This is a genomic window from Variovorax xiamenensis, assembly GCF_050916385.1.
Taxonomy (GTDB): Bacteria; Pseudomonadota; Gammaproteobacteria; order Burkholderiales; family Burkholderiaceae_C; genus Variovorax.
On sequence record NZ_CP139038.1, the window covers coordinates 3,528,453 to 3,549,454 of the forward strand.

Annotated in this window: 21 protein-coding genes; 14 read left to right on the forward strand and 7 right to left on the reverse strand. The window is 68.5% G+C overall.

Annotated features, from left to right (window positions below; all coding sequences use genetic code 11):
- Positions 1–51: 51 nt before the first annotated feature.
- The 5 genes from SFB74_RS16130 to bioD all read left to right on the forward strand — a co-directional run bounded on the left by SFB74_RS16130 (position 52) and on the right by bioD (position 4,935).
- Complete coding sequence (locus tag SFB74_RS16130) at positions 52–363, forward strand: plasmid stabilization protein (RefSeq protein WP_432731786.1); 312 nt, start codon at positions 52–54, stop codon at positions 361–363.
- A gap of 18 nt (positions 364–381) precedes the next feature.
- On the forward strand, positions 382–1,248 hold the full coding sequence (locus SFB74_RS16135) for an NmrA family NAD(P)-binding protein (RefSeq protein WP_432731787.1): 867 nt from the start codon (positions 382–384) through the stop codon (positions 1,246–1,248).
- 309 nt (positions 1,249–1,557) lie between these two features.
- Positions 1,558–2,943, forward strand: coding sequence for an adenosylmethionine--8-amino-7-oxononanoate transaminase (gene bioA / locus SFB74_RS16140; protein ID WP_432731788.1), 1,386 nt, complete (start codon positions 1,558–1,560; stop codon positions 2,941–2,943).
- Positions 2,927–4,162, forward strand: a complete 1,236-nt coding sequence (gene bioF / locus SFB74_RS16145; RefSeq protein WP_432731789.1) for an 8-amino-7-oxononanoate synthase — start codon at positions 2,927–2,929, stop codon at positions 4,160–4,162. Before bioA ends, bioF begins: the two co-directional genes overlap by 17 nt.
- The gene (bioD, locus tag SFB74_RS16150; protein WP_432731790.1) at positions 4,159–4,935 is read left to right on the forward strand and encodes a dethiobiotin synthase; all 777 of its coding nucleotides are present in this window, start codon (positions 4,159–4,161) and stop codon (positions 4,933–4,935) included. The genes bioF and bioD overlap by 4 nt, the downstream gene beginning before the upstream one ends.
- Here the strand turns inward: bioD and SFB74_RS16155 are convergent.
- A complete protein-coding gene (locus SFB74_RS16155; RefSeq protein WP_432731791.1) occupies positions 4,918–5,970 on the reverse strand; it encodes an aldo/keto reductase in 1,053 nt (350 codons plus the stop codon). The genes bioD and SFB74_RS16155 overlap by 18 nt on opposite strands.
- Before the next feature lie 267 nt (positions 5,971–6,237).
- Here SFB74_RS16155 and SFB74_RS16160 point away from each other — a divergent pair, with 267 nt between their 5' ends.
- Together SFB74_RS16160 and SFB74_RS16165 are read left to right on the forward strand one after the other, a co-directional pair.
- Positions 6,238–7,230 carry an AraC family transcriptional regulator gene (locus SFB74_RS16160; RefSeq protein WP_093195251.1) on the forward strand — a complete coding sequence of 331 codons (993 nt, stop codon included), beginning with the start codon at positions 6,238–6,240 and terminating at the stop codon, positions 7,228–7,230.
- A gap of 152 nt (positions 7,231–7,382) precedes the next feature.
- The gene (locus SFB74_RS16165; RefSeq protein ID WP_432731792.1) at positions 7,383–8,609 is read left to right on the forward strand and encodes a class I SAM-dependent methyltransferase; all 1,227 of its coding nucleotides are present in this window, start codon (positions 7,383–7,385) and stop codon (positions 8,607–8,609) included.
- 3 nt (positions 8,610–8,612) lie between these two features.
- Here the strand turns inward: SFB74_RS16165 and SFB74_RS16170 are convergent, their stop codons facing one another.
- Positions 8,613–9,662, reverse strand: coding sequence for an NAD-dependent epimerase/dehydratase family protein (locus SFB74_RS16170; protein ID WP_432731793.1), 1,050 nt, complete (start codon positions 9,660–9,662; stop codon positions 8,613–8,615).
- Between the two features lie 91 nt (positions 9,663–9,753).
- Here SFB74_RS16170 and SFB74_RS16175 point away from each other — a divergent pair, with 91 nt between their 5' ends.
- Entirely contained in the window at positions 9,754–10,716 is a 963-nt protein-coding gene (locus tag SFB74_RS16175) for a cupin domain-containing protein (RefSeq protein WP_432731794.1), read from the forward strand.
- Positions 10,717–10,784: 68 nt separating this feature from the next.
- A complete protein-coding gene (locus tag SFB74_RS16180) occupies positions 10,785–12,278 on the forward strand; it encodes an MFS transporter (protein WP_432731795.1) in 1,494 nt (497 codons plus the stop codon).
- Between the two features lie 6 nt (positions 12,279–12,284).
- On the opposite strand, the gene SFB74_RS16185 is transcribed toward SFB74_RS16180, so the two are convergent.
- Entirely contained in the window at positions 12,285–12,716 is a 432-nt protein-coding gene (locus tag SFB74_RS16185) for a GNAT family N-acetyltransferase (RefSeq protein WP_432731796.1), read from the reverse strand.
- 140 nt (positions 12,717–12,856) lie between these two features.
- Here SFB74_RS16185 and SFB74_RS16190 point away from each other — a divergent pair, with 140 nt between their 5' ends.
- The 3 genes from SFB74_RS16190 (at position 12,857) to SFB74_RS16200 (ending at position 15,805) form a co-directional block, all read left to right on the forward strand.
- On the forward strand, positions 12,857–14,479 hold the full coding sequence (locus SFB74_RS16190) for an FAD-dependent oxidoreductase (protein ID WP_432731797.1): 1,623 nt from the start codon (positions 12,857–12,859) through the stop codon (positions 14,477–14,479).
- Complete coding sequence (locus SFB74_RS16195) at positions 14,476–14,805, forward strand: 4Fe-4S binding protein (protein ID WP_432731798.1); 330 nt, start codon at positions 14,476–14,478, stop codon at positions 14,803–14,805. Before SFB74_RS16190 ends, SFB74_RS16195 begins: the two co-directional genes overlap by 4 nt.
- Positions 14,806–14,899: 94 nt before the next feature.
- Positions 14,900–15,805: an ABC transporter substrate-binding protein gene (locus SFB74_RS16200; RefSeq protein ID WP_432731799.1), complete on the forward strand. Its 906-nt coding sequence runs from the start codon at positions 14,900–14,902 to the stop codon at positions 15,803–15,805.
- Between the two features lie 25 nt (positions 15,806–15,830).
- Here the strand turns inward: SFB74_RS16200 and SFB74_RS16205 are convergent, their stop codons facing one another.
- From SFB74_RS16205 to SFB74_RS16220, 4 genes are read right to left on the reverse strand one after another with little or no spacing between them, the layout of a single operon-like run.
- Positions 15,831–16,715: a substrate-binding periplasmic protein gene (locus SFB74_RS16205; RefSeq protein WP_432731800.1), complete on the reverse strand. Its 885-nt coding sequence runs from the start codon at positions 16,713–16,715 to the stop codon at positions 15,831–15,833.
- Positions 16,708–17,535 (reverse strand): ABC transporter permease, encoded by an 828-nt coding sequence (locus SFB74_RS16210; RefSeq protein WP_432731801.1) that lies wholly within the window; start codon positions 17,533–17,535, stop codon positions 16,708–16,710. The genes SFB74_RS16205 and SFB74_RS16210 overlap by 8 nt, the downstream gene beginning before the upstream one ends.
- A complete protein-coding gene (locus SFB74_RS16215; RefSeq protein WP_432731802.1) occupies positions 17,532–18,341 on the reverse strand; it encodes an ABC transporter ATP-binding protein in 810 nt (269 codons plus the stop codon). Before SFB74_RS16215 ends, SFB74_RS16210 begins: the two co-directional genes overlap by 4 nt.
- Positions 18,342–18,357: 16 nt before the next feature.
- The gene (locus tag SFB74_RS16220; RefSeq protein ID WP_432731803.1) at positions 18,358–19,416 is read right to left on the reverse strand and encodes an ABC transporter substrate-binding protein; all 1,059 of its coding nucleotides are present in this window, start codon (positions 19,414–19,416) and stop codon (positions 18,358–18,360) included.
- A gap of 219 nt (positions 19,417–19,635) precedes the next feature.
- Between SFB74_RS16220 and mgrA the strand changes: the two genes are divergently transcribed.
- Positions 19,636–20,676 carry an L-glyceraldehyde 3-phosphate reductase gene (gene mgrA, locus SFB74_RS16225; RefSeq protein WP_432731804.1) on the forward strand — a complete coding sequence of 347 codons (1,041 nt, stop codon included), beginning with the start codon at positions 19,636–19,638 and terminating at the stop codon, positions 20,674–20,676.
- Between the two features lie 116 nt (positions 20,677–20,792).
- On the forward strand, positions 20,793–20,990 hold the full coding sequence (locus SFB74_RS16230; RefSeq protein WP_432731805.1) for a hypothetical protein: 198 nt from the start codon (positions 20,793–20,795) through the stop codon (positions 20,988–20,990).
- Positions 20,991–21,002 lie beyond the last annotated feature (12 nt).

Genomic DNA, 21,002 nt, shown 5'->3' on the forward strand with positions numbered 1-21,002 from the left:
CATGCCGCGCCCAGCATGAAAGCTCCTCAATCAACACTGCAGGAGCACCACATGCCAAGAGGCGACAAGTCGTCCTACACGGACAAGCAGAAGCGACAGGCCGAGCACATCGAGAAAGGCTACGAGCATCGCGGCGTGGGCAAGGGTGAGGCGGAGCGCCGCGCCTGGGCCACGGTGAACGCCGAGACCGGCGGCGGCAAGAAGAGCGGTGGTGGTCGCGGCAAGGCCGAGAACCACGGACCTTCGCGCAAGGGCGGAAGGCTGGGCGGTGCTGCTGCGGCACACCGCACGGCCGCCGAGCGGTCGGCCTCCGCGAAGAAGGCCGCTGCCACGCGCAAGCGCAATGCCGAGAAGCGCGGCTGAACGCAACGGAGGCACACGATGCACATCATTCTGGGAGCGACCGGCCACGTCGGCTCGGCGCTGGCGCAAGCCTTGCTCGAACGCAGCGAGCCGGTCACGGTGGTCACGCGCGATGCGCGCAAGGCCGAGGCACTTCGTACCAAGGGCGCGCACGTCGCACAGGTCGACGTGTTCGACACGCACGCGCTGCACCGCGTGTTCATGGGTGGAAAGCGCGTCTTCGTGCTGAATCCGCCTGCGCCGCCGTCTTCGGACACGGTGGCCGAGGAGCACAGGAGCGTGCGCGCCATCGTTTCGGCGCTCGAAGGCTGCAAGCTCGAGAAGATCGTCGCCGAATCGGCCTACGGCGCGCAGCCCGGCGAAGGCATCGGCGACCTCAGCGTGCTGTACGACCTGGAACAGGCGCTCGCCGCCGGCCCGGTACCGTTCAGCGCTTTGCGCGCCGCCTACTACATGAGCAACTGGGACGCCTCGCTGGAAAGCGCGCGCAAGGAGGGCAAGCTCTACAGCATGTTCCCCGCCGACTTCGTGCTGCCGATGGTGGCGCCGCACGACCTTGGCCAGTACGCCGCCAAGCTGATGCTCGGCCCGGCCGAATCCTCGGGGCCGCACCATGTCGAAGGACCCGAGCGCTATTCGCCGGGCGATGTGGCGCAGGCTTTCTCGGAAGCGCTCGGAAAGCCGGTCGAAGTCGTCGCGACGCCGCGCGAGCAACTCGAGCAGGTTTACGGAAGGTTGGGCTTCTCCGATGCCGCCGCGAAGTCGTACGCCACGATGACGCGAGCCACGATGGACCAGCACTACGAGCCGGCCGAAAAGCCGGTGCGAGGGGCGATCTCGCTGCGCGAGTACATCGGCGGGCTGGTCAACAAGAGCTCGGGTTGAAGCCACAGCCCACGAGGGCTGCTGAAACCCGCCACGATGCATGTCCGAAATTCGCGCGCTGCGCCGCTTGCCCCCGAAAACCGGACATTCGTGACCTGTTTCTGGCGCCAGCCGGACAACTTGCGTTTTCCCGCCACGCGTCCGAGAAGACGAGAAGCCGGCTTGTTCCGCGACGTTGCTCCCAATGCGGGCGCTACGCCGTGGAACGTCGCTGAACACTCCGTCATTTCACACGCCGAAGGGCCGTTTGCCGCCCCCTGAACGCGTCGATACGATCCCGCGCCTTGCCCTCACGAAAGGACTGCGCGGGTGCCTGCTACGACTGCTTTTTCCTCATCTTCCAACGCCGATCTGCAGCAGCGCAGCCGGCGCCACGTCTGGCATCCGTGCACGCAGAGCATCCGGCTCGAAGCGGTGCCGCCGCTGCCCATCGCGCGCGGCGAGGGCGTGTGGCTCTTCGACCAGGAAGGCCGGCGCTACATGGACGCCACCAGCTCGTGGTGGGTCAATCTCTTCGGGCATGCGCATCCGGCGATCAACGACGCACTGAAACAGCAGCTAGACACGCTGTCGCACGTGATGCTGGCCGGCTGCACGCACGCGCCCGCGGTGGAACTGGCCGAGCGGCTGTCCGCGCTCACGGGGCATGCGCTCGGGCATTGCTTCTACGCCTCGGACGGCGCCTCGGCGGTGGAGATCGCGCTGAAGATGAGCTTTCATTTCTGGCGTAACGCGGGCCGCGGCGACAAGCGGCGCTTCGTGGCGCTGAAACAGGGCTACCACGGCGAAACGCTGGGCGCGCTGCATGTGACCGACGTGCCGGTGTTCCGCGACGCCTATGCGCCGTTGCTCGTCAACGCGCACCTCGTTGCCTCGCCCGATGCGCGCAATGCGCTGCCCGGTGAGGACGCTGCCGACGTCGCACGCCGCGCCGCCGCTGAGCTCGAAGCGCTGCTGGCCGAACAGCACGACACCATCGCCGCCGTGATCGTCGAGCCGCTGGTGCAGTGCGCCACCGGCATGGCGATGCACGACCCCGAGTACCTGCGGCTTGCGCGTGCTCTCTGCGACCGCTACGAAGTCCACCTCATCGCCGACGAGATCGCGGTGGGCTGCGGGCGCACCGGCAGCTTCTTCGCCTGCGAGCAGGCAGGCATCTGGCCCGACTTCCTTTGCCTGTCGAAGGGCATCAGCGGCGGCTACCTGCCGCTGGCGCTGGTGATGGCGCGCGACGCCATCCACGACGCCTTCATCGACGACGATGCGGCGCGCAGCTTCCTGCATTCGCATTCGTACACCGGCAATGCGCTGGCCTGCCGCGCGGCGCTCGCGACGCTGGAGCTGTTCGAAGCCGAAGACGCCTTGCAGCGCAACCGGGGCAGGGCGGAGCGCCTGCTGCGTCGCCTGAGTGAAGGCCTCGAAGGCCGCGCAGTCGGGCACCTGCGGCAGCGCGGAATGATCACCGCCTTCGACGTGCGCGAACCCGGTGCCCGCTTCGCCGAGCGTTTCCATCTCGCCGCACGCGCGCAGGGGCTGTTGATGCGGCCCATCGGCAACACCGTGTACCTGATGCCGCCCTACGCGATAGGCGACGACGAGATCGACCTGCTGGTCGACGGCACGCTGGCCACGCTGGACGCCGTCATGGCCATGAACCCGAAGAAGGAAGGAGCCCGCGATGTCGCGCTTGCTTGACCGCCTGCAGGAAGAGATCGACGCGCTCGATGCCATGTCGCTGCGTCGCAGGAGGCAGATCGCCGAAACCGCCTGCGCACCGCGGCAGACGCTGACGCTGGCCGGCGGCAGCACGCCGCGCAACATGCTCTGCTTCAGCAGTAACGACTACCTCGGCCTCGCGGCCCATCCCGCGCTGGCGAAGGCGTGGGCCGAAGGCGCCGCGCTGTACGGCACGGGCAGCGGCGGCTCGCACCTGATCCTCGGGCATTCGCGAGCGCATGCGGCACTCGAAGAGCAGCTTGCCGACTGGATGTCTCCGTTCATTCCGGAGGCGCGCAGCCTCTTCTTCTGCACCGGCTACATGGCCAACCTCGCGGTGCTGTCGGCGCTCGGCGGGGCGGACGCAGTCATCTTCTCGGAAGAGCTCAACCATGCTTCTCTCATCGATGGCGCAAGGCTGGCCAAGGCGCGCGTCGAGCGCTATCCGCATTGCGACGTGGCGGCGCTCGACGCGCAGCTCGCCGCATGCGACGCGCCGGTGAAGCTCATCGTGAGCGACGCAGTGTTCAGCATGGACGGCAACATCGCTCCGGTGGCAGCGCTGCTCGCGCTGGCGGAAAAGCGCGATGCCTGGCTGGTGATCGACGATGCGCACGGCTTCGGCGTACTGGGCGAGACCGGGCGAGGCGTGCCCGAAGCACTCGGGCTGAATTCGCAGCGGCTGGTGCTGGTCGGCACGCTGGGCAAGGCGGCTGGCGTGTCGGGTGCCTTCGTGGCAGCGCATCGAACCGTCATCGACTACCTGGTGCAGCGCGCGCGGCCCTACATCTTCACCACGGCCGCGCCGCCGGCAGTGGCGCATGCGCTGCTTGCGAGCCTGGCGCTGATCGGGGGCGAGGAGGGCGCGCTACGCCGTGCACGGCTGCAGGAGCGCATCGTGCAACTGCGCCGGGACTTGACGGCGGTGCTGCCAGCCGATGGCAGCGCCTGGCTGCCGGAGTCGCCCACCGCGATCCAGCCGCTGATCCTGGGCGACAACGTGCGCGCGATGCAGGCCATGGCGAAGCTCGATGCGCACGGCCTGCGCGTCGGCGCGATCCGTCCGCCCACCGTGCCCGCCGGAACGGCGCGGCTGCGCATCGCGCTGTCGGCCAGCCATACCGAGGCCGATGTCGCACGCCTCACGGAAGCACTGGGAGAGGCCCTTGCCGGCCAGCCGCTGATGGAGGCCGCATGACGCAGCCGCCGCGCCGCTGGTTCGTGACCGGCACCGACACCGGCATCGGAAAGACGCTGGTCAGCAGCGCCATGCTGAGCCTGCTGGCCGGCTCGGGCCTGCGCGCGGTAGGCATGAAGCCGGTGGCGGCGGGGCTGGAAGAAATCGACGGCGAATGGCGCAACGAGGACGTGGAACAGCTGCGCGCCGCCGGCAACGTCGATGCCCCGCTGGCGCTGCGTTGCCAGTACCTGCTGCGCGCGCCGATGTCGCCGCACCTCGCGGCGCGGCAGGAAGACGTGCGCATCGAGCTGCAGCCGATGCTCTCGGCGTTCGACGAGCTTTCGGCGCGTGCCGATGCCGTGGTGGTGGAAGGCGTGGGCGGCTTCTGCGTGCCGTTTGGCGACGACCTCGACAGTGCCGACCTGGCAGTTGCGCTGGGCCTGCCGGTGATCCTGGTGGTCGGCCTGCGGCTGGGCTGCCTCAACCATGCGCTGCTGAGCGCCGAGGCCATTCGCGCACGAGGCCTGGTGCTGGCGGGCTGGGTGGCGAGCATGGTCGATCCGTCGATGCTCGCGCCGCAGGCCAACCTGCAGACGCTGCGCGCGCGGCTCGGCGCGCCCCTGCTCGGCATAGTGCCGCACCTGGAGCGGCCCGATGCGGCCGGCGCGGCCCGCCACATCGACCTGCGCGCGCTGCGGGCGACGGCGGCGCATGCCGCGCGTCGCCCAATGCCGGAGACACCGGAGACGCCGGAGACACCGGAGATGAGGGCCTCAGCCGCGGCGGCCTGACTCTTCCAGCCGCTTGCCGCGCACGCCGCCCTGGCGCTCGAGCATCCAGCCGGGGTACTCGGCCGGCAGCGCGCTCACCTTGTCCAGCGTGGCGAGCTCGTCGGCCGTGAGCTTGATGGCGGTGGCGGCGATGTTGTCGTCCAGCTGCTCGGTGCGCTTGGCGCCGATGATCACGCTGGTCACCACCTGCTGGTGCAGCAGCCATGCCAGCGCGATCTGCGCGACCGACACGCCGCGCGCTTCCGCCAGGCCGCGCATCACGTCGATGCAGTCGTAGGCGCGCTCGACGTTCACCGGCGGAAAGTCGAAGCTGGTGCGGCGGCTGCCTTTCTCCGCTTCGGTGTTGCGGCCGTACTTGCCGCTCAGCAGGCCGCCCGCCAGCGGGCTCCACACCATCAGGCCGACGCTCTCGCTGCGCAGCAGCGGCACCAGCTCGCGCTCCAGGTCGCGCCCGGCGATGGTGTAGTAGGCCTGCAGCGACTCGAAGCGCGCCAGCTTGTCGCGCTCGGCGATGCCCAGCGCCTTGGCGATCTGCCATGCCGCCCAGTTCGAAACGCCGACGTAACGCACGTGGCCCTGGCGCACCAGGTTGTCGAGCGCGTGCACGGTTTCCTCGATGGGCGTGACCGGGTCGAAACCGTGGATCTGGTACAGGTCGATGTGGTCCAGCTGCAGGCGCTGCAGGCTGGCCTTCACGCCGTCCATGATGTGAAAACGCGAGGCGCCGGCGGAGTTGACGCCCTTGCTGCCGGTTTCGCCCAGCACCTTGGTGGCCAGCACGAAGCTGTCGCGCGGCACCTTGAGGTTCTTCAGCGCCTGGCCGGTGATGACTTCGGACTGGCCTTCGGAATACACGTCCGCCGTGTCGATGAAGTTGATGCCGGCGTCCAGCGAGCGGCCGATCAGCCCTTCGGCCTCGGATTGCTGCAGGTTGCCGATCTGGCCCCAGATGCCGGAGGAGCCGCCGAAAGTCATGGTGCCGAGGCACAGTTCGGAAACGAAAAGGCCTGTGCGGCCGAATTTGCGGTACTGCATGGAGAAGTGTTCCTTTGCGATGGAGGCGTCCGTGCCCGGTCCGGCAGATGCCGAAGGAGCGCGGAAGGCCTGAAAAAGTATCCCGCCGCGGCCCGGCCGCCGACGCGCGCGTTCCTGCAAAGGTCTTGCCTATTTCTCCAGACCTCCCCCGCGGCGCGTGCGAAGCGGGGAGAGCGGCGCTAAGCTCCGATCCGCTCATTCCTCCAGGGGGCAATCCGCCCCTGCCTGCCGGTTCCTGCCGGCCCCATCGTGACAAGGTGCCCGAACATGTCCGACGAAACACCCGAAATCGCAGCCGCCATCGCCCAGCCGATGCCGCTGGAACCCGAACTCGACGACGCCCGCAAGGAACTGGTGGCGCTCATCGAGCACATCACCCGAGGCCAGGAGGGCACGGTGGTCACGGCCGTGCCCGGCCTGCAGGTGTTCTGCATCCGCAAGCCCGAAGGGCCCAAGCACGGCTTCGCGTCCCCGGCGCTGGGGCTCATCGCGCAGGGCTCCAAGCGCATCATCGTGGGCGACGACATCTACGTGTACGACCCGATGCACTACCTCGTGACCTCGGTCGACCTGCCGGTGTGCGGCCAGGTCTGCGTGACGAGCGAGAGCGAGCCCTACCTGGGCGTTCGGCTGGAGCTGGCCCTCGACGAGATCGGCGACCTCATCGGCGACGAGAAGCTGCCCGCCAAGGCCAACGCGCCGGCTTCGCGCGGCATGTACGTCAACCGCATCGCCATGCCCGTGCTGGAGCCGGTGCTGCGCCTGCTGCGGCTGCTCGACACGCCGGAGGACGTGCCCATCGTGGCGCCGCTCATCAAGCGCGAGATCATGTACCGGCTGCTGGTCAACGGCGAGGGCGCGCGGCTGCGGCAGATCGCGCTGCAGGACAGCCACACGCAGCGCATCACCAAGGCCATCAGCGCGCTGCGCATGAACTACGCCCAGTCGCTGCGGGTGGAAGACATGGCGCGCGCGGTGCACATGAGCGTGTCGTCGTTCCACCATCACTTCAAGGCCGTCACCGCGATGAGCCCGCTGCAGTACCAGAAGCAACTGCGGCTGCAGGAGGCGCGGCGGCAGATGCTGATCGCCGGCGCCGACGTGGCGAGCGCGGCGCACAGCGTGGGCTACGAAAGCACTTCGCAGTTCGCGCGCGAGTACGGCCGCATGTTCGGCGCGCCGCCGCTGCGCGACAAGCGCCGCTGGCTGGGCGAGGCCGGCAACGACGCGATGGGCGCGGCATCGATGGAAGCAGCCTGAAAGGCAGGTACTGCAACTCGGCCCCTTCTAGCACTTGCCGCGATTTCTTGCGCTGACGTGCCCATGCACGTTCCACGGAACTTCGTTATTGTTTTGCCCGCTGCAGCGACTCACCCGTCCGGACGGGAGAACTCAACAACACGGAGAAATGCATGCTTTGGGAAAAGAAGCTGGCGCAGTGGAGCGCCGCGGTCCGCGAACGCGCCAACCTGCCGGCGCGGCTCACGCTGTGGGATGGTCAGTCGTTCGACTTCGGTACCTTCAGCGGGCCCGCAGTCACGCTGCACGTGAAGTCGCCGGCCGCGCTGTCGCTGATGCTGCAGCCCACGCTCGACAACCTGGGTGAGGCCTACGTCAAGAGCAAGATCGACATCGAGGGCAAGCTCAGCGACGTGATCGACATCGCCTACGGCCTGGCCAGGACCTCGATCGACAAGCCGGGCAGCGCGCTGCAGAACATGGCGCGCTACTTCACTCACACGAAATCGTCGGACAAGAAGTCCGTCCAGTACCACTACGACGTCTCGAACGAGTTCTACCGGCTCTGGCTCGATCCGAACATGGTGTATTCGTGCGCCTATTTCGAGAACGGCGACGAAGACCTCGCCACCGCGCAACTGAAGAAGATAGACCACATCCTCACCAAGATCGAACTCAAGCCTGGCCAGACCTTGCTGGACATCGGCTGCGGCTGGGGCGCGCTGGTGATCCGCGCGGCGCAGAAGTTCGGCGCGCGCTGCGTGGGCGTGACGCTTTCGCAGAACCAGTTCGACCTCGCGACCGAGCGCGTGAAGGCCGCCGGCCTGGAAGACCGCATCGAGATCCGCCTGCAGGACTACCGCGACGTGAGCGGCCAGTTCGACCGCATCACCAGCGTCGGCATGTTCGAGCACGTGGGCCGCAAGAACCTGCCCGAGTACTTCAAGCGCGTGCAGCAACTGCTGGCCGATGACGGCGTGGTAATGAACCACGGCATCACCTCGTCCGACCCCGAGGGCGGCGGCGTGTCGTACGGCGGCGGCGACTTCATCGACCGCTACGTGTTCCCCAATGGCGAGCTGCCGCACATCAGCCTCGCGCTGCAGGCCATGCAGCAGGGCGGTCTCGAAGCCTTCGACGTGGAGAACCTGCGGCGCCACTACGCGCAGACGCTGCGCTGCTGGAGCGACGCCTACGAGGCCAACAGCGAGAAGGCGCGCGCGCTCGTCGACGAAGAGAAGTTCCGCATCTGGCGCGTGTACCTCGCGGGCTGCGCCTATGCCTTCGAGAACGACGACGTGGCCATCTACCAGATCGTCGGGCGCAAGGCGGGCAGGGCGGCGAAGACGCTGCCCTGGTCGCGCCGCTACATCTACGACGGTACCTCGGCGCTGGCCTGAGCTTCAGGCGACGACGCCGGCCTCGATCAGGCTGCGCGCGCAGTCGACCACCGTGGCCTTCGCGGGGCGCGGCGCCCAGCCGAGCACCCGCTGCGCCTTCGCCGAGCTGAAGCTCAGCTTGCGGCCCAGCAGCGGCGTGACGTTGTGCAGCGCCTTGTCGAACACCGCGGCAAGGCGCAGCACGAAGTCGGGCAAGGTACGCGTCGGCACCTTGCGCGCCTTTTCGCCGAGCTGGCTGCGCAGTTCGCCCGCGATGTCGGCCATCCACATGAAATCGCGGATCGCAACGAAGCGCTGGCCCGCGGCCTCGGGCGCCGTCATGGCGCGGATGTGCAGGTCGGCCAGGTCGCGCACGTCGACGATGCTGAAGCCGATGCGCGGGTTGCCCGGCAGCTTGCCGCCGAGGATGCGACCGATCACCAGCACCGAACCGAGGTTCTGCGAGCCCATCACCGGACCGAACACCGCGCCGGGCAGCACGGTGGAGAGCGTCGTTCTGCCGCTGTGGTCCTTCATGAAGTCCCAGGCCGCGCGCTCGGCGATGGCCTTGGACATCCGGTAGGCGTTGGTCTTGCCGGTGTCGTTCAGGTCGGTCCAGACGTTCTCGTCGGCCACGGCTCCTTCGTTGCTGCGCGAGGGCGTGGCGGCGGCGAGCGACGAGGTCATCACCACGCGTTTCACGCCGGCATGGGTCGCGGCGCGCAGCACGCGCAAGGTGCCGTCACGTGCTGGTGCCAGCAGCGCGTCGGCGCCGGAAGGCGAGTCGTTGCCCAGCGGAGAGGCCACGTGCAGTACGTAGTCGCAGCCGGCGACGGCCGTGTCCCAGCCGCTGTCGCTGGTGAGATCAGCAACATGGAAGCTCAGGCGGTCGTCGGTGCCGGCAACGACGGACGAGACGCTGGCGCGCACGCCGGCCTCCTTCGAAAGGCTGCGAACGGTGGTGCGCACGGTGTAGCCGCGCCGCAGGAGCTCGGCGATGCACCAGCCAGCAACGAAGCCGGTGCCGCCGGTGACGAGAACGGTGGATGAATGAGGCAGGGGCAATGGATTCATTGGTCGTGTTCTTCCTTGGCCCTGACTCTAGGTTTCCGGAATCAAACGATGAATGCGCTCCAGTGCGCTTTTTTTGCGCGATAGTCCGGAAATGAGCGCAGACCCCTTCTCCGAAATCATCCGGCTGACGAAGGCGCAGACCGTCGTCTCGGCCGTGTTCTCGATGGGCGGTCCGTGGTCCGTCCGCTTTCCGGCCTTCGACTACATCAAGTTCTTCGCAGTGGTGAAGGGCGTGTGCTGGTTCACGCCCGAGGGCGAACAGGAGCCCCTGCGGGTGGAGGCCGGCGACGTGGTGCTGTTCTCGCAGTGCAGGCCATTCGTGATTGCGAGCGATCCGGCGCTGCAGCCCGTGGCGGCGGCGAGCCTGCTGACCGGCGGCTTCAGCGGCATCGCGCGCTTCGGTGAAGGCGAGGACCACGTCCAGATCGGCGGAAAGATCAGGCTCGACCCGCACGCCGGTGCGCTGCTGGCGGACATGCTGCCGCCGTGGATTCACGCGCGGGCCTCGTCGCCGCAGGCTCCAGTGCTGCAATGGCTGCTCGACCAGATCGTGCGCGAGCGCGAAGGCGAGCTGCCCGGTGCCGGCGTCGCCTCGGCCCAGCTCGCGCAACTGATGTTCGTGCAGCTGCTGCGCGCGCACATGGCGCAATCGCAACCCGAGACGCTGCCCGCCGGCTGGCTGCGCGCGCTCGGCGATTCGCGCATCGCACCTGCGCTGAGGCTGATGCACGGCGAGCCGGCCAGGGCCTGGCAGCTCGAAGAACTGGCACATGCGGTCGCCATGTCGCGCACCACCTTCGCCACGCGCTTCAAGGCCGCGGCCGGCGTGCCGCCGCTGACCTACCTGCACAACTGGCGCATGCGCCTGGCCGAGCAGGGCCTGCGCGAAGGCACAACGCCGCTGCTCGCGCTGGGCCTGTCGTTGGGCTACGCCTCGGAGAGCGCGTTCAGCAATGCCTTCAAGCGCAGCATCGGCGTGTCGCCCAAGCGCTATCGCGATGCCGCAAGGGCCGAATCGAAGGGCCTGCCGGAGGCCAGTCTCAGCCCGGCCTGAGGAACGAGCCTCGCCCGAGAGCCCGAGCGGGGGACAGGGGCTCATGCCGTCTATAGCATGCACGGCTCATGACCTCCACGACCCAAAGAACAACAAGCCGCCCACTGGTCATCGCCTCGATCATGGCCTCCATGGCGATGGTGGCGATAGAAGCCACCATCGTTTCCACCGTGATGCCGCAGATCGCCTCCGAGCTGGGCGGGCTGCATCTCTACAGCTGGGTGTTCGCCTCCTTCCTGCTGGCGCAGACCGCGATGACGGTGGTGTTCGGCAAGCTCTCCGACCTGTACGGCCGCAAGCCCATCATGTTCGTGGGCATCGCGGTCTTCGTCATCGGCTCTGTGCTTGCGGGCTTCTCGTGGTCGATGCCGGCCATGATCTGCTTCCGGCTCATCCAGGGCATCGGCGCGGGCGCGATCCAGCCGGTGTCGCTCACCATCGTGGGCGATCTCTATCCGGTGCGCGAGCGCGGCAAGGTTCAGGGCTGGCTCGCGAGCGTGTGGGCGGTGTCGGCGGTGGTCGGGCCGATGATCGGCGCGCTCATCGTGCAGAAGCTCTCGTGGGCGTGGATCTTCTGGGTCAACGTGCCCATCGGGCTGGCCGCGGCGGCGGGCTTCTGGCTCTTCCTGCACGAAGCGCCCACGGTGCGGCGCTCGTCCATCGACATGGTGGGCGCGGTGCTCTTCACCATCGGCATCGCGGCACTGATGATCTCGCTCACCGAATTCGGCGTGGGCAACTCGGGCGTGGCGCTGGCGTGGGCCGGGCTCTTCGTGGTCACGCTGGTGCTTTTCATCGCGCAGGAGCGCCGCGCGGCCGACCCGATGGTGTCGCTGCGCCTGTGGGGCGCGCGCATGATCGCCACCGTCAACGGCGCGGCCATGCTCGCCGGCATGGTGCTGATCGGCATCACCACCTTCCTGCCGATGTACGTGCAGGTGGTGCTGGAGCGCTCCTCGGTCACGGCCGGCCTCACGCTCACGATGGTGATGCTGGGCTGGCCCATCGGCGCGACGCTGACTTCGCGCACCTTCCATCGCATCGGCCTGTGGCGCATGGTGGTGACCGGCGCGACGCTGATCCCGGTGGGCACTTCGACCTTCGTGCTGCTGGGAACGGGCAGTTCGCCCGTGCTGCCCGCCGTGGGCTCTTTCATCATCGGACTGGGCATGGGCGTGATGAGCCTGAGTTCGCTCATCCTGATCCAGGAGGGCGTCGATCTCGCGCAGCGTGGCGTCGCCACGGCCTCGAACGTGTTCTCGCGCAACCTCGGCAGCGCGTTGGGCGCAGCCTTCTTCGGCGCTGTGTTCAATTTCGGGCTCACGCACGGCGACGGCCGGCCGATGTTCAGCGACGAGCAGCTGCGCATGCTGCTGCAGGGCGTGCACGGCTCGGTCGCGGGCGACGCTGGCATCCGGCTTGCTCTGGGTGGCTCGCTGCATCTCACCTTCGTGATGATGCTGGTCGTGAGCCTGGGCGTGATCGCGCTGGCGCTGCTGCTGCCCAGGGAAGGGCTGGTGGAGAACCGTGCCGTGGCTGCCGGAGAAGCCGCCCCGAAGTAGCCCGCTTCAGGAGGCTTGCAGCGGCTTCTTCATGAGCGCCAGGTAGAAGCCGGGCGCGTAGTCGTCGATGCGGGCGAATTCCTCGTAGCCATGCTTCAGGTAGAAGCCGGGGGCCTGCCATTCGAAGGTGTCGAGCTTCGCATTCGTCGCGCCCAGCGCGATGGCCTGCCGCTCGGCTTCGGCAAGAAGGCGGCTGCCGAGGCCCGCGCCCCGTGCGTCTTCTTCCACGAAAAGCACCTCGATGTTGAGCCAGTACAGGAAGACGAAGCCTCGCAGCCCGCCCAGCAGGCGGCCGTTTGCGTCCCTTGCATCGAGCCGGATGTATTCCTGCTTCGGGTACTCGCCGACGAACCCGTAGTTGTAGTGCCTCAGCTTGAGGCCCAGTTCGCCGGAGCGCAGCTGTTCTTCGGTAGGGGGCGTGAGGGTGATGTCGTTCATGGTCGGTCCTGCCTCTGTTCGGGAGAGGCGGCATTCTGCCCGCGCACGCACAAGCCGCATATCGATGCGCGCTTTCCTTCTTTGTGCGCAGCGGCAGCCGTTGATACGGTCTCGCTCTTTGCATTGCGAGGCAATCGACCATGGGCGCGAGAGATTTCGAGCGGCATCTTCTTTCAGGAGCAGACGGCTCCGCCAGGCACGAGGCCGACGTTCTGGTGATCGGCGGCGGCCCGGCCGGCGCATGGGCCGCCGTGAGCGCCGCCGCGCAGGGCGCGCGTGTGCTGCTCGCCGACAAGGGCTTCTGCGGCACCTCGGGCGCGACCGCGCCTTCGGGCACCGGCCTGTGGCACGTGTCGCCCGAGGGCAAGGCGCGCGAAGAGGCCAAGGCCAGCCGGTTCGCGATGGGCGGCCACCTCGCCGAGCACGCCTGGATGGACCGCGTGCTCGAGCAGACCTGGGCCAATGTCGAACGGCTCAAGGACTGGGGCTACCCCTTTCCCGCCGACGACCAGGGCGCGCTGCGCTGCACCTCGCTGCAGGGCCCCGAATACATGCGCCTGATGCGCAAGCGGGTGAAGGAATCGGGCGCGCGCATCCTCGACCACAGCCCCGCGCTCGAGCTGCTGGTGGACGAGCATGGCACCGTCTGCGGCGCCACCGGCGTGAACCGCCAGACGGGCGAGAGCTGGGTGGCGCGCACCGGCGCGGTGGTGATCGCCACCGGCGGCTGCGCCTTCTTGAGCCGCGCGCTGGGCTGCAACGTGCTCACGGGCGACGGCCAGCTGATGGCGGCCGAAGTGGGCGCGGCGCTCTCGGGCATGGAGTTCTCGAACGCCTACGGGCTCGGGCCCGCGTTCTCTTCGGTCACCAAGTCGCTGTTCTACAACTGGGCGACCTTCTACACGGCCGACGGCGTGGCGATCGAGGGCGCGGGTTCCTCGAAAGGGCGCGGCGTGATCGCGCAGACGCTGCAGTCGCAGCCGGTGTTCGCATGCCTCGACCGCGCCGATGCGCAGATCCGCGCGTGGATGCGCACCGCGCAGCCCAACTTCTTCGTGTCGTTCGACCGGCAGGGCATCGACCCGTTCACGCAGCACTTCCCGGTGACCCTGCGGCTCGAAGGCACGGTGCGCGGCACCGGTGGGCTGCATCTTGTGGACGACAGTTGCGCGACCTCAGTGCCCGGGCTCTATGCAGCGGGCGACGCCGCGACGCGCGAGCTGATCTGCGGCGGCTTCACGGGCGGCGGCAGCCACAACGCGGCCTGGGCGCTGTCCTCGGGTTTCTGGGCCGGCGCGGGCGCGGCGGCCTTCGGGCGCGATGCGCGTGCCCGGTCATCGCAGCGCACCGTCTTGCGTGCAGGGGGCGTGGCGCTCTCGTCGCGCGGGGCCACGGCTTTCGACAGCCAGGAAGTGGTCCGCGCCGTGCAGGCAGAAGTCTTCCCCTACGAGCGCAACTGGTTCCGCGAAGGCGACGCGCTGCGCGATTCGCTCTCGCGGCTCGATGCCCTCTGGGAACGCCTGCGCACAAGCGCGCCGGCGGCCACAGCGACGGAAGCCGTGCGCGCGCGCGAGGCCGCAGCCATGCTCGCCACCTCGCGCTGGATGTACCGCAGCGCCTTGCAGCGTACCGAGACGCGCGGCATGCACCGCCGGCGCGAGCACGGCAAGCTCGATCCGTCGCAGCGCCACCGGCTGCTCAGCGGCGGGCTCGACGAGGTCTGGGTGCAGCGGCATGCGGTAAGGGAAGAGGTGAGCGCGTGATCGAAGTCATCAGCGCCGAACGCTGCACCGCCTGCAACATCTGCGTGAACGCCTGCCCGACCAACGTGTTCGAGGCGGTGGAGGGCGGCCCGCCTCGCATCGCGCGGCAGGACGACTGCCAGACCTGCTTCATGTGCGAGCTGTACTGCCCCGAGGACGCGCTCTACGTCGCGCCCATCGCCGACCGCAGCGCCACGTCCGAGGAGCGCGATGCAGCCGCCGCGGCCCTGATGGGCAGCTACCGCAGCGCCGTCGGCTGGGGCCGCGGCCGGCAATCGACCGCATCGGCCGACGCGAGCTTCGAGCTGCTGCGGCGCGCGCACTGAATCTGTTTTTCTTCTCCAGAGTTTTTCGATGTCCGATCTTCCGAGCCGCCGCCGTCTGTTGCGCGGAGCCGTTGCAGCCGCTGCCGCAAGCAGCTTGCCAGTCTTTTCATTTGCGCAGGGCAGCGGCCAGGTGCTGCGCTTGGGCTACATCGGCCCCGGCAAGAAGCCCGCCAACGCCACCGGCTGGGCGCTGCGGCAGGGCCATCTGCTGCGCGAGCTGGCGCCGCTCGGCTTCAAGGAAGTGACGACGCGCAATTTCCCGAACGGGCCCGACCTCAACGAGGCCTTTCTCTCGGGTGCGCTCGACGTCGGCATCTACGGCGACACGCCCGCCGTGGTCGCGCGTTCGCGCGGGCTCGACGGGCAGCTCATCGGCTTCGACGCGGTGGGCATGAACGTGTGGCTGCTCACGCCGCGCAACGGCGTGCGCAGCGTGAAGGAGCTCGAAGGCAAGTCGATCGGCGTTGCGCGCGGCTCCTACATGCACCGCTACGTGCTGGGGCTGCTGCGCGAAAACGGGCTGCAGAAGTCCGTGAAGGTGATCCACATGTTCCCGCGCGACGGCGAGGCGGCGCTCGACCAGGGCTCGATCGCGGCCTTCGCGGCGCAGATCGACGTGGGGCCGCTGCTGGCCTCGCGCGGCTATCCGGTGATCGACGAGGCCGAGAAGCATCCGACGCTGCGCGGCACATCGGTGATCGTCGCGTCGGGCAAGGTGCTGGCTGCAGCACCCGGGCTGCCCGCGGCGTGGACGCGCGCCCGGCGCGCCGCGCTGCAGGAGATCCATCGCAACAGCGCCGACTACTACGCCTTCCACTCGGAGGTGAGCGGCTTTCCGCTGGAGATCGTGAAGGTCTCGCATCCGCTGTCGCACTTTCCCGAGGCTGCGTATCCCGCCGAAGGGCTGGCGCTGCTCGACGAGGTGAAGAAGTTCCTGCTCGCCGAGAACCTCGTGAGCCGCGATTTCGCGCTGGCCGAATGGCGCGCCTCGCAGGCCTGAGGCGCTCCCTCGTTGCTCAGGTTGCTCAGGAGTGGCAGACGAAGCCGTCCTTGAGCAGCGTGATCTCGAACTGCAGGTTGCCCGCGCGCGCGCCGCGCGCCTGTGCCAGCGTGCCGTCGGCGCGCCACTGGCGCAGCGCGGCGGCCAGGTAGTCGCGCGAAGCTGCGTCGCCCTGCGGCAGGCGGATGGCCGCGTCGGCCGGCGGGCGCAGGCCGCTCGCCAGCGGCTTGTAGAAGCGCCACTCCTCGTTCTTCAACAGCCGCTCCAGCACTTCCGCATCTTCCGCCAGCGCGGTGCATTCGCCCGCCATGAAGGCCGACACTGCGTGCACGGAAGATGGGTAGCTGTGCGGCTGCGCGCCGTAGCGCAGGGAGACCGCGCCGGCATAGCCCGAGCCTTCGCCCACGCAGACCGATGCGCCGCGCAGCGCTTCGGCATCCTGCACGCGGCCCTTGCGCAGTGCGACCACCAGGCCGCTGCCGGTGTCGTAGCTGCCGGGGGCTGAGTCGATGCCCTTTGGCGCCGGAGTTGCGGGCACGCCCGCGACCAGCAGGTCGACGCGGCCCTCGCGCAATGCGGTCTCCTGCGCTGCGGCATCCAGCCCCACGAGTTCGAGCTTGAGATTCAGCGAGCGGGCCAGCTCGCGCGCCAGCGTGGCGTCGAAGCCATCGGGCTCCGGCGGCGTGGGCGCCTCGGGAGGCGCCGGGCGCGGGTAGCGCCGCACACCGACGACCAGCGTGCCGCGCTCGATGGCCCTGGCCAGCACCGGCCCCTTGGGGAGTTCGCCGAGACGGCTGCCCGAAGAAGCCCACGACGCGCCCAGCCCGGCGAGCGCGGCCGCCGCGACCAGGGATGCACCTGCAAGAGCGAGCCGGCGATGACGCGAAGCAGGGGAGACGGGTTCACTCATCGAGGCTCAGCCCCCGCCGCCAGCGCAGCAGCCGCCGCTCCAGCAGCGCAAGAAGGTAGTTGAGCAGCAGCCCCAGCGTCGCCAGCAGCAGGATGCCCGCGTACATGGTCGGTATCTGGAAGGTCTCCTGCGAGTTCAGCGTGAGAAAGCCCAGCCCCGAGTGCGCGCCGATCATCTCGGCCGCCACCAGCGCCGTGATGCTGTAGGCGCCCGCCAGCCGCACGCCCGTGAAGATCGAGGGAAGCGAAGCCGGCAGCACCACCTTGAAGAAGACGAAGCGGCGCGACGCGCCCATCGACAGCGCCGAGTTCACCAGCAGCCGGTCGACCTGCTTCACGCCGCCCACCGTGCTCAGCAGCACCGGCCAGAACGAGGCCCAGAAGATGATCGCCACCTTCGACAGCTCGCCGATGCCCAGGAACAGGATGAACACTGGGAACAGCGCGAAGGCCGATGTCTGGCGAAACAGCTGCAGCACAGGATCGATGATGGCCGCGAGCCGGCTGAATCCGCCCACGAGCAGGCCGAGCGCCACACCGGCCACGCTCGCGAGCACCAGCCCCCAGAGCGAGCGCTGCAGGCTGGCGGCGACGTGCTTCCAGAGCTGGCCGTTGTCCAGCAACTGCACGATGCTCGCGAGCACGGCCGAAGGCGGGCTCAGGTAGGCGTCGCTCACGATGCCCAGGCGAGGCAGGGCCTCCCACAGCGCCAGGAACAGCACGATGCCGATGCCGCGCTCGGCCAGCCGAGCGAGGCCGCGCACGAACCTGAAGAACCGGCCCGGGGAGCGAACCACGGGCGCGTCGAGCACCGCGCTCATGACACCACTCCTTCGAGCGAGCGGGGCCGCAGGCCGATCTGCACTTCGTCCTTCAGCACTTCCCACGCACGCTGGCGCAGCGCGGCGAACTCGGCCGAATGGCGCAATTCCGCAGAGCGGGGACGTGCGAGCGGGATGTCGATGATGTCCTTGATGCGGCCGGGCCGCTGCGTCATCACCGCCACGCGGTCCGACAGGTACACGGCCTCTTCCAGGCTGTGCGTGATGAACACGATGGTCTTGCGGTGCTGCTCCCAGATGCGCAGCAGCTCGCCCTGCAGCACCTCGCGCGTCTGCGCGTCGAGGGCGGCGAAGGGTTCGTCCATCAGCAGCACGTCGGGCTCGTAGGCCAGGGAGCGGGCGATGGCCACGCGCTGCTTCATGCCGCCAGAAATCTCGTGCGGATAGCGCTCGCCGAAGCCCTGCAGGCCCACGAGCTCCAGGTATTCCTGCGCGGTGCGGCGACGCGCGGACCTGGCCACGCCCCGGATGTCCAGGCCCACCGCGATGTTGTCGAGCACCGTGAGCCACGGAAAGAGCGCATAGCCCTGGAACACCACGCCCTGGTTGCGGTTGATGCCCGAAAGCGTCCGGCCGTCGATGGCGATGCGCCCGCCGGTGCGCTCGGTGAGCCCGGCCAGGATGCCGAGGAAGGTCGATTTGCCGCAACCCGAGGGGCCGAGCACCGAGAGGAACTCGCCTTCGCGCACGTCGAGGTCGAAGCCCTCGAGCACGCGCACCCGGTCGCTCGCGCCACGCGCCGCGTAGTCCATCCGCACGTCGCGGGCGGAGATCTTGATGCTCATCGCCGTCTCGCCCCGTTCAGGTCTTCGTGGCGAACGGGTTGAACTCGTTCGTGTACACGTCCTTCACCGACACCTTGCCGGCGGCCAGCTTGCCCTCGGACTGCAGGATGTCGATGTAGTACTGGATCGGCGGCTCCGTCACCACCAGGTCGTCGACATAGGCATAGCGGTCGACGTTCTTCAGCTCCATGTTGATGCGCTTGGCCACCAGCTTGCGGGCTTCCTCGGTGTTGGCGTTGACCCAGTTGCCGGCCTTGGCCAGCGCCGCGACCACGTCGCGCACGGCTTCGGGGTGCTGGCGGATGAACTGGCCATGCGCGCTGTAGGGCGCCATGCCGCCCAGGCCGCCGTCGAGGTCGTAGTCGCTCCACAGGCGCACCAGCGAGTCGGCGTTGTCGGCGCGGCCGGAGAAGGGCGCGTGGATGATCGCCAGGTCGGTGTTGCGCGTCACCAGCGTCTGCTCGGCCTGCTCGTCGGGAATGACGACGAAGTTGATCTTGTTCACGTCCACGCCATGCTGGCGCAGGTACTTCTTGGTGACGAACTCGGCGCAGGCGCCGAAGCTGTTGAAGCCGATGGTCTTGCCTTCGAGGTCCTTCGGCTCGCGGATGCCCGAGTCCTTGCGAACGAAGTACTTCATGTGCGGCGCTTCCTGCAGCGTCTTGCCGCCCGCGGCCACCACCTTCAGGTCGGCGCCCGAGGCGATGGCGGAGATCACCAGCGGCACCATGCGGCTGCCGAAGTCGATCTCGCCCGTGCCCACCAGCGGAATGATCTGCGGCGCGGCGATCTTGCCGACGTAGTCGGGCCGGGTGTTCGTGCCCTCGAAGTAGCCGAGCTCGTCGGCCAGGTAGATGAGGTCGAAGGAGGGGTTGTTCGGGTACTTGAACGCGACCTTCTCGCCCGTCTTCTTCACCACGGCCGGCGCACCGCCGGCGGACGCGGTCTTGCCCTCGTCGCGCGAGCAGCCAGCAAGCAGCAGGCCGCCGAAGCTGCCTGCGGCGCCCAGCGAAGCGAAGGTCTTGAGCGCACGGCGGCGCGAGGGCAGGGGAAGGGAAGAGGGCTCGTTGGACATGAGGCGCGGCCCCGGCGGGGCGGTCGGAAAGTTGGCCAGCCGCCGATGCTAGGAATCGGCGCGTGCCCGGCCAACGAAGAAAACCGCGCATGCATATGCGGCGACGGATAAGTGCGACAGCCGCATGGAAATGCTTGCCGCGCGCCGCATGCGGGGGCATCCTCGAAGGCTCTTTCCTCTCCCGTTTCCCTTCATCCACCGTCAGGACAAGACATACAAATGACCTACCACGCCGACTCCAGGCGCTACGACGCCATTCCCTACCGCCGCGTCGGCCGCAGCGGGCTCGTGCTGCCCGCCATCTCGCTGGGGCTCTGGCACAACTTCGGGGACACCACATCCATCGCCACGCAGCGCCAGCTGTTGCGCACGGCCTTCGACCTGGGCATCAACCACTTCGACCTCGCCAACAACTACGGCCCGCCGTACGGCAGCGCAGAGACCAACTTCGGCCGGCTGCTGCGCGAAGACTTCAAGCCCTACCGCGACGAGCTCATCATCTCCAGCAAGGCCGGCTGGGACATGTGGCCGGGGCCGTACGGCAAGGGCGGCGGCTCGCGCAAATACGTGCTCGCGAGCCTCGACCAGAGCCTGCAGCGCCTGGGCCTGGACTACGTCGACATCTTCTATTCGCACCGCTTCGACCCCGAGACGCCGCTGGAGGAAACCGCTTCCGCGCTGGCCCAGGCCGTGCAGCAGGGCAAGGCGCTGTACATCGGCATTTCTTCCTACTCCGCTGGCAAGACGCGCGAGATCGCCGCGCTGCTGCGCGAGTGGAAGGTGCCGCTGCTCATTCACCAGCCGGCCTACAACCTGTTCAACCGCTGGATCGAGAAGGACCTGCTGAACGCCACCGACGAGCTCGGCGCGGGCGTCATCGCCTTCACGCCGCTGGCGCAAGGTCTCCTGACCGACAAGTACCTCAGCGGCATCCCGGCCGATGCGCGCATCAACCGGCCCGGCGGCAGCTCGCTGAAGCAGGAGCACCTGTCGGACGCCAACATCGAGCGCGCCCGCGAGCTCAACAAGATCGCGCGCCGCCGCGGCCAGTCGCTGGCCCAGCTCGCGCTCACGTGGACGCTGCGCGATCCGCGCGTCAGCTCGGCGCTGATCGGCGCGAGCCGGCCCGAGCAGATCGTCGACAACGTGGCGGCGCTGTCGCATGCGCCGCTGAGCGCCGAAGAGCTGGCCGAGATCGACAAGTACGCGGTGGAGGGCGGCGTGAACCTCTGGGAGAAGCCCTCGACGGACTTCGCCTGAGCCCCTGCGCAGGTCATCCGCTCATCACGGATCGCATCAGGTAACTTGGAATCCGTCTTTGGCAAAGACGGATGCGCTTTGCAGAATCGGCGCGAGCATTCATCCGATTCATTGCCATGCAACTGCGCACCCACTATGTTTCCCCGGCCGCCCAGGCGCGGCATGTCCTGGCCCTCACGGCGAAAGCCTGGCGCATTCCGCCGGCTTCGCCGCATGCGCTGGCTCGCCGCGCGCCATACGGCTATGTGCCGGTGCGGGCGCTGCGGCGGCTGCATGCGGCCGCGATGTTGAGCCTGCTGCCGCATTCGTGGTGAACTCGGCGCCAG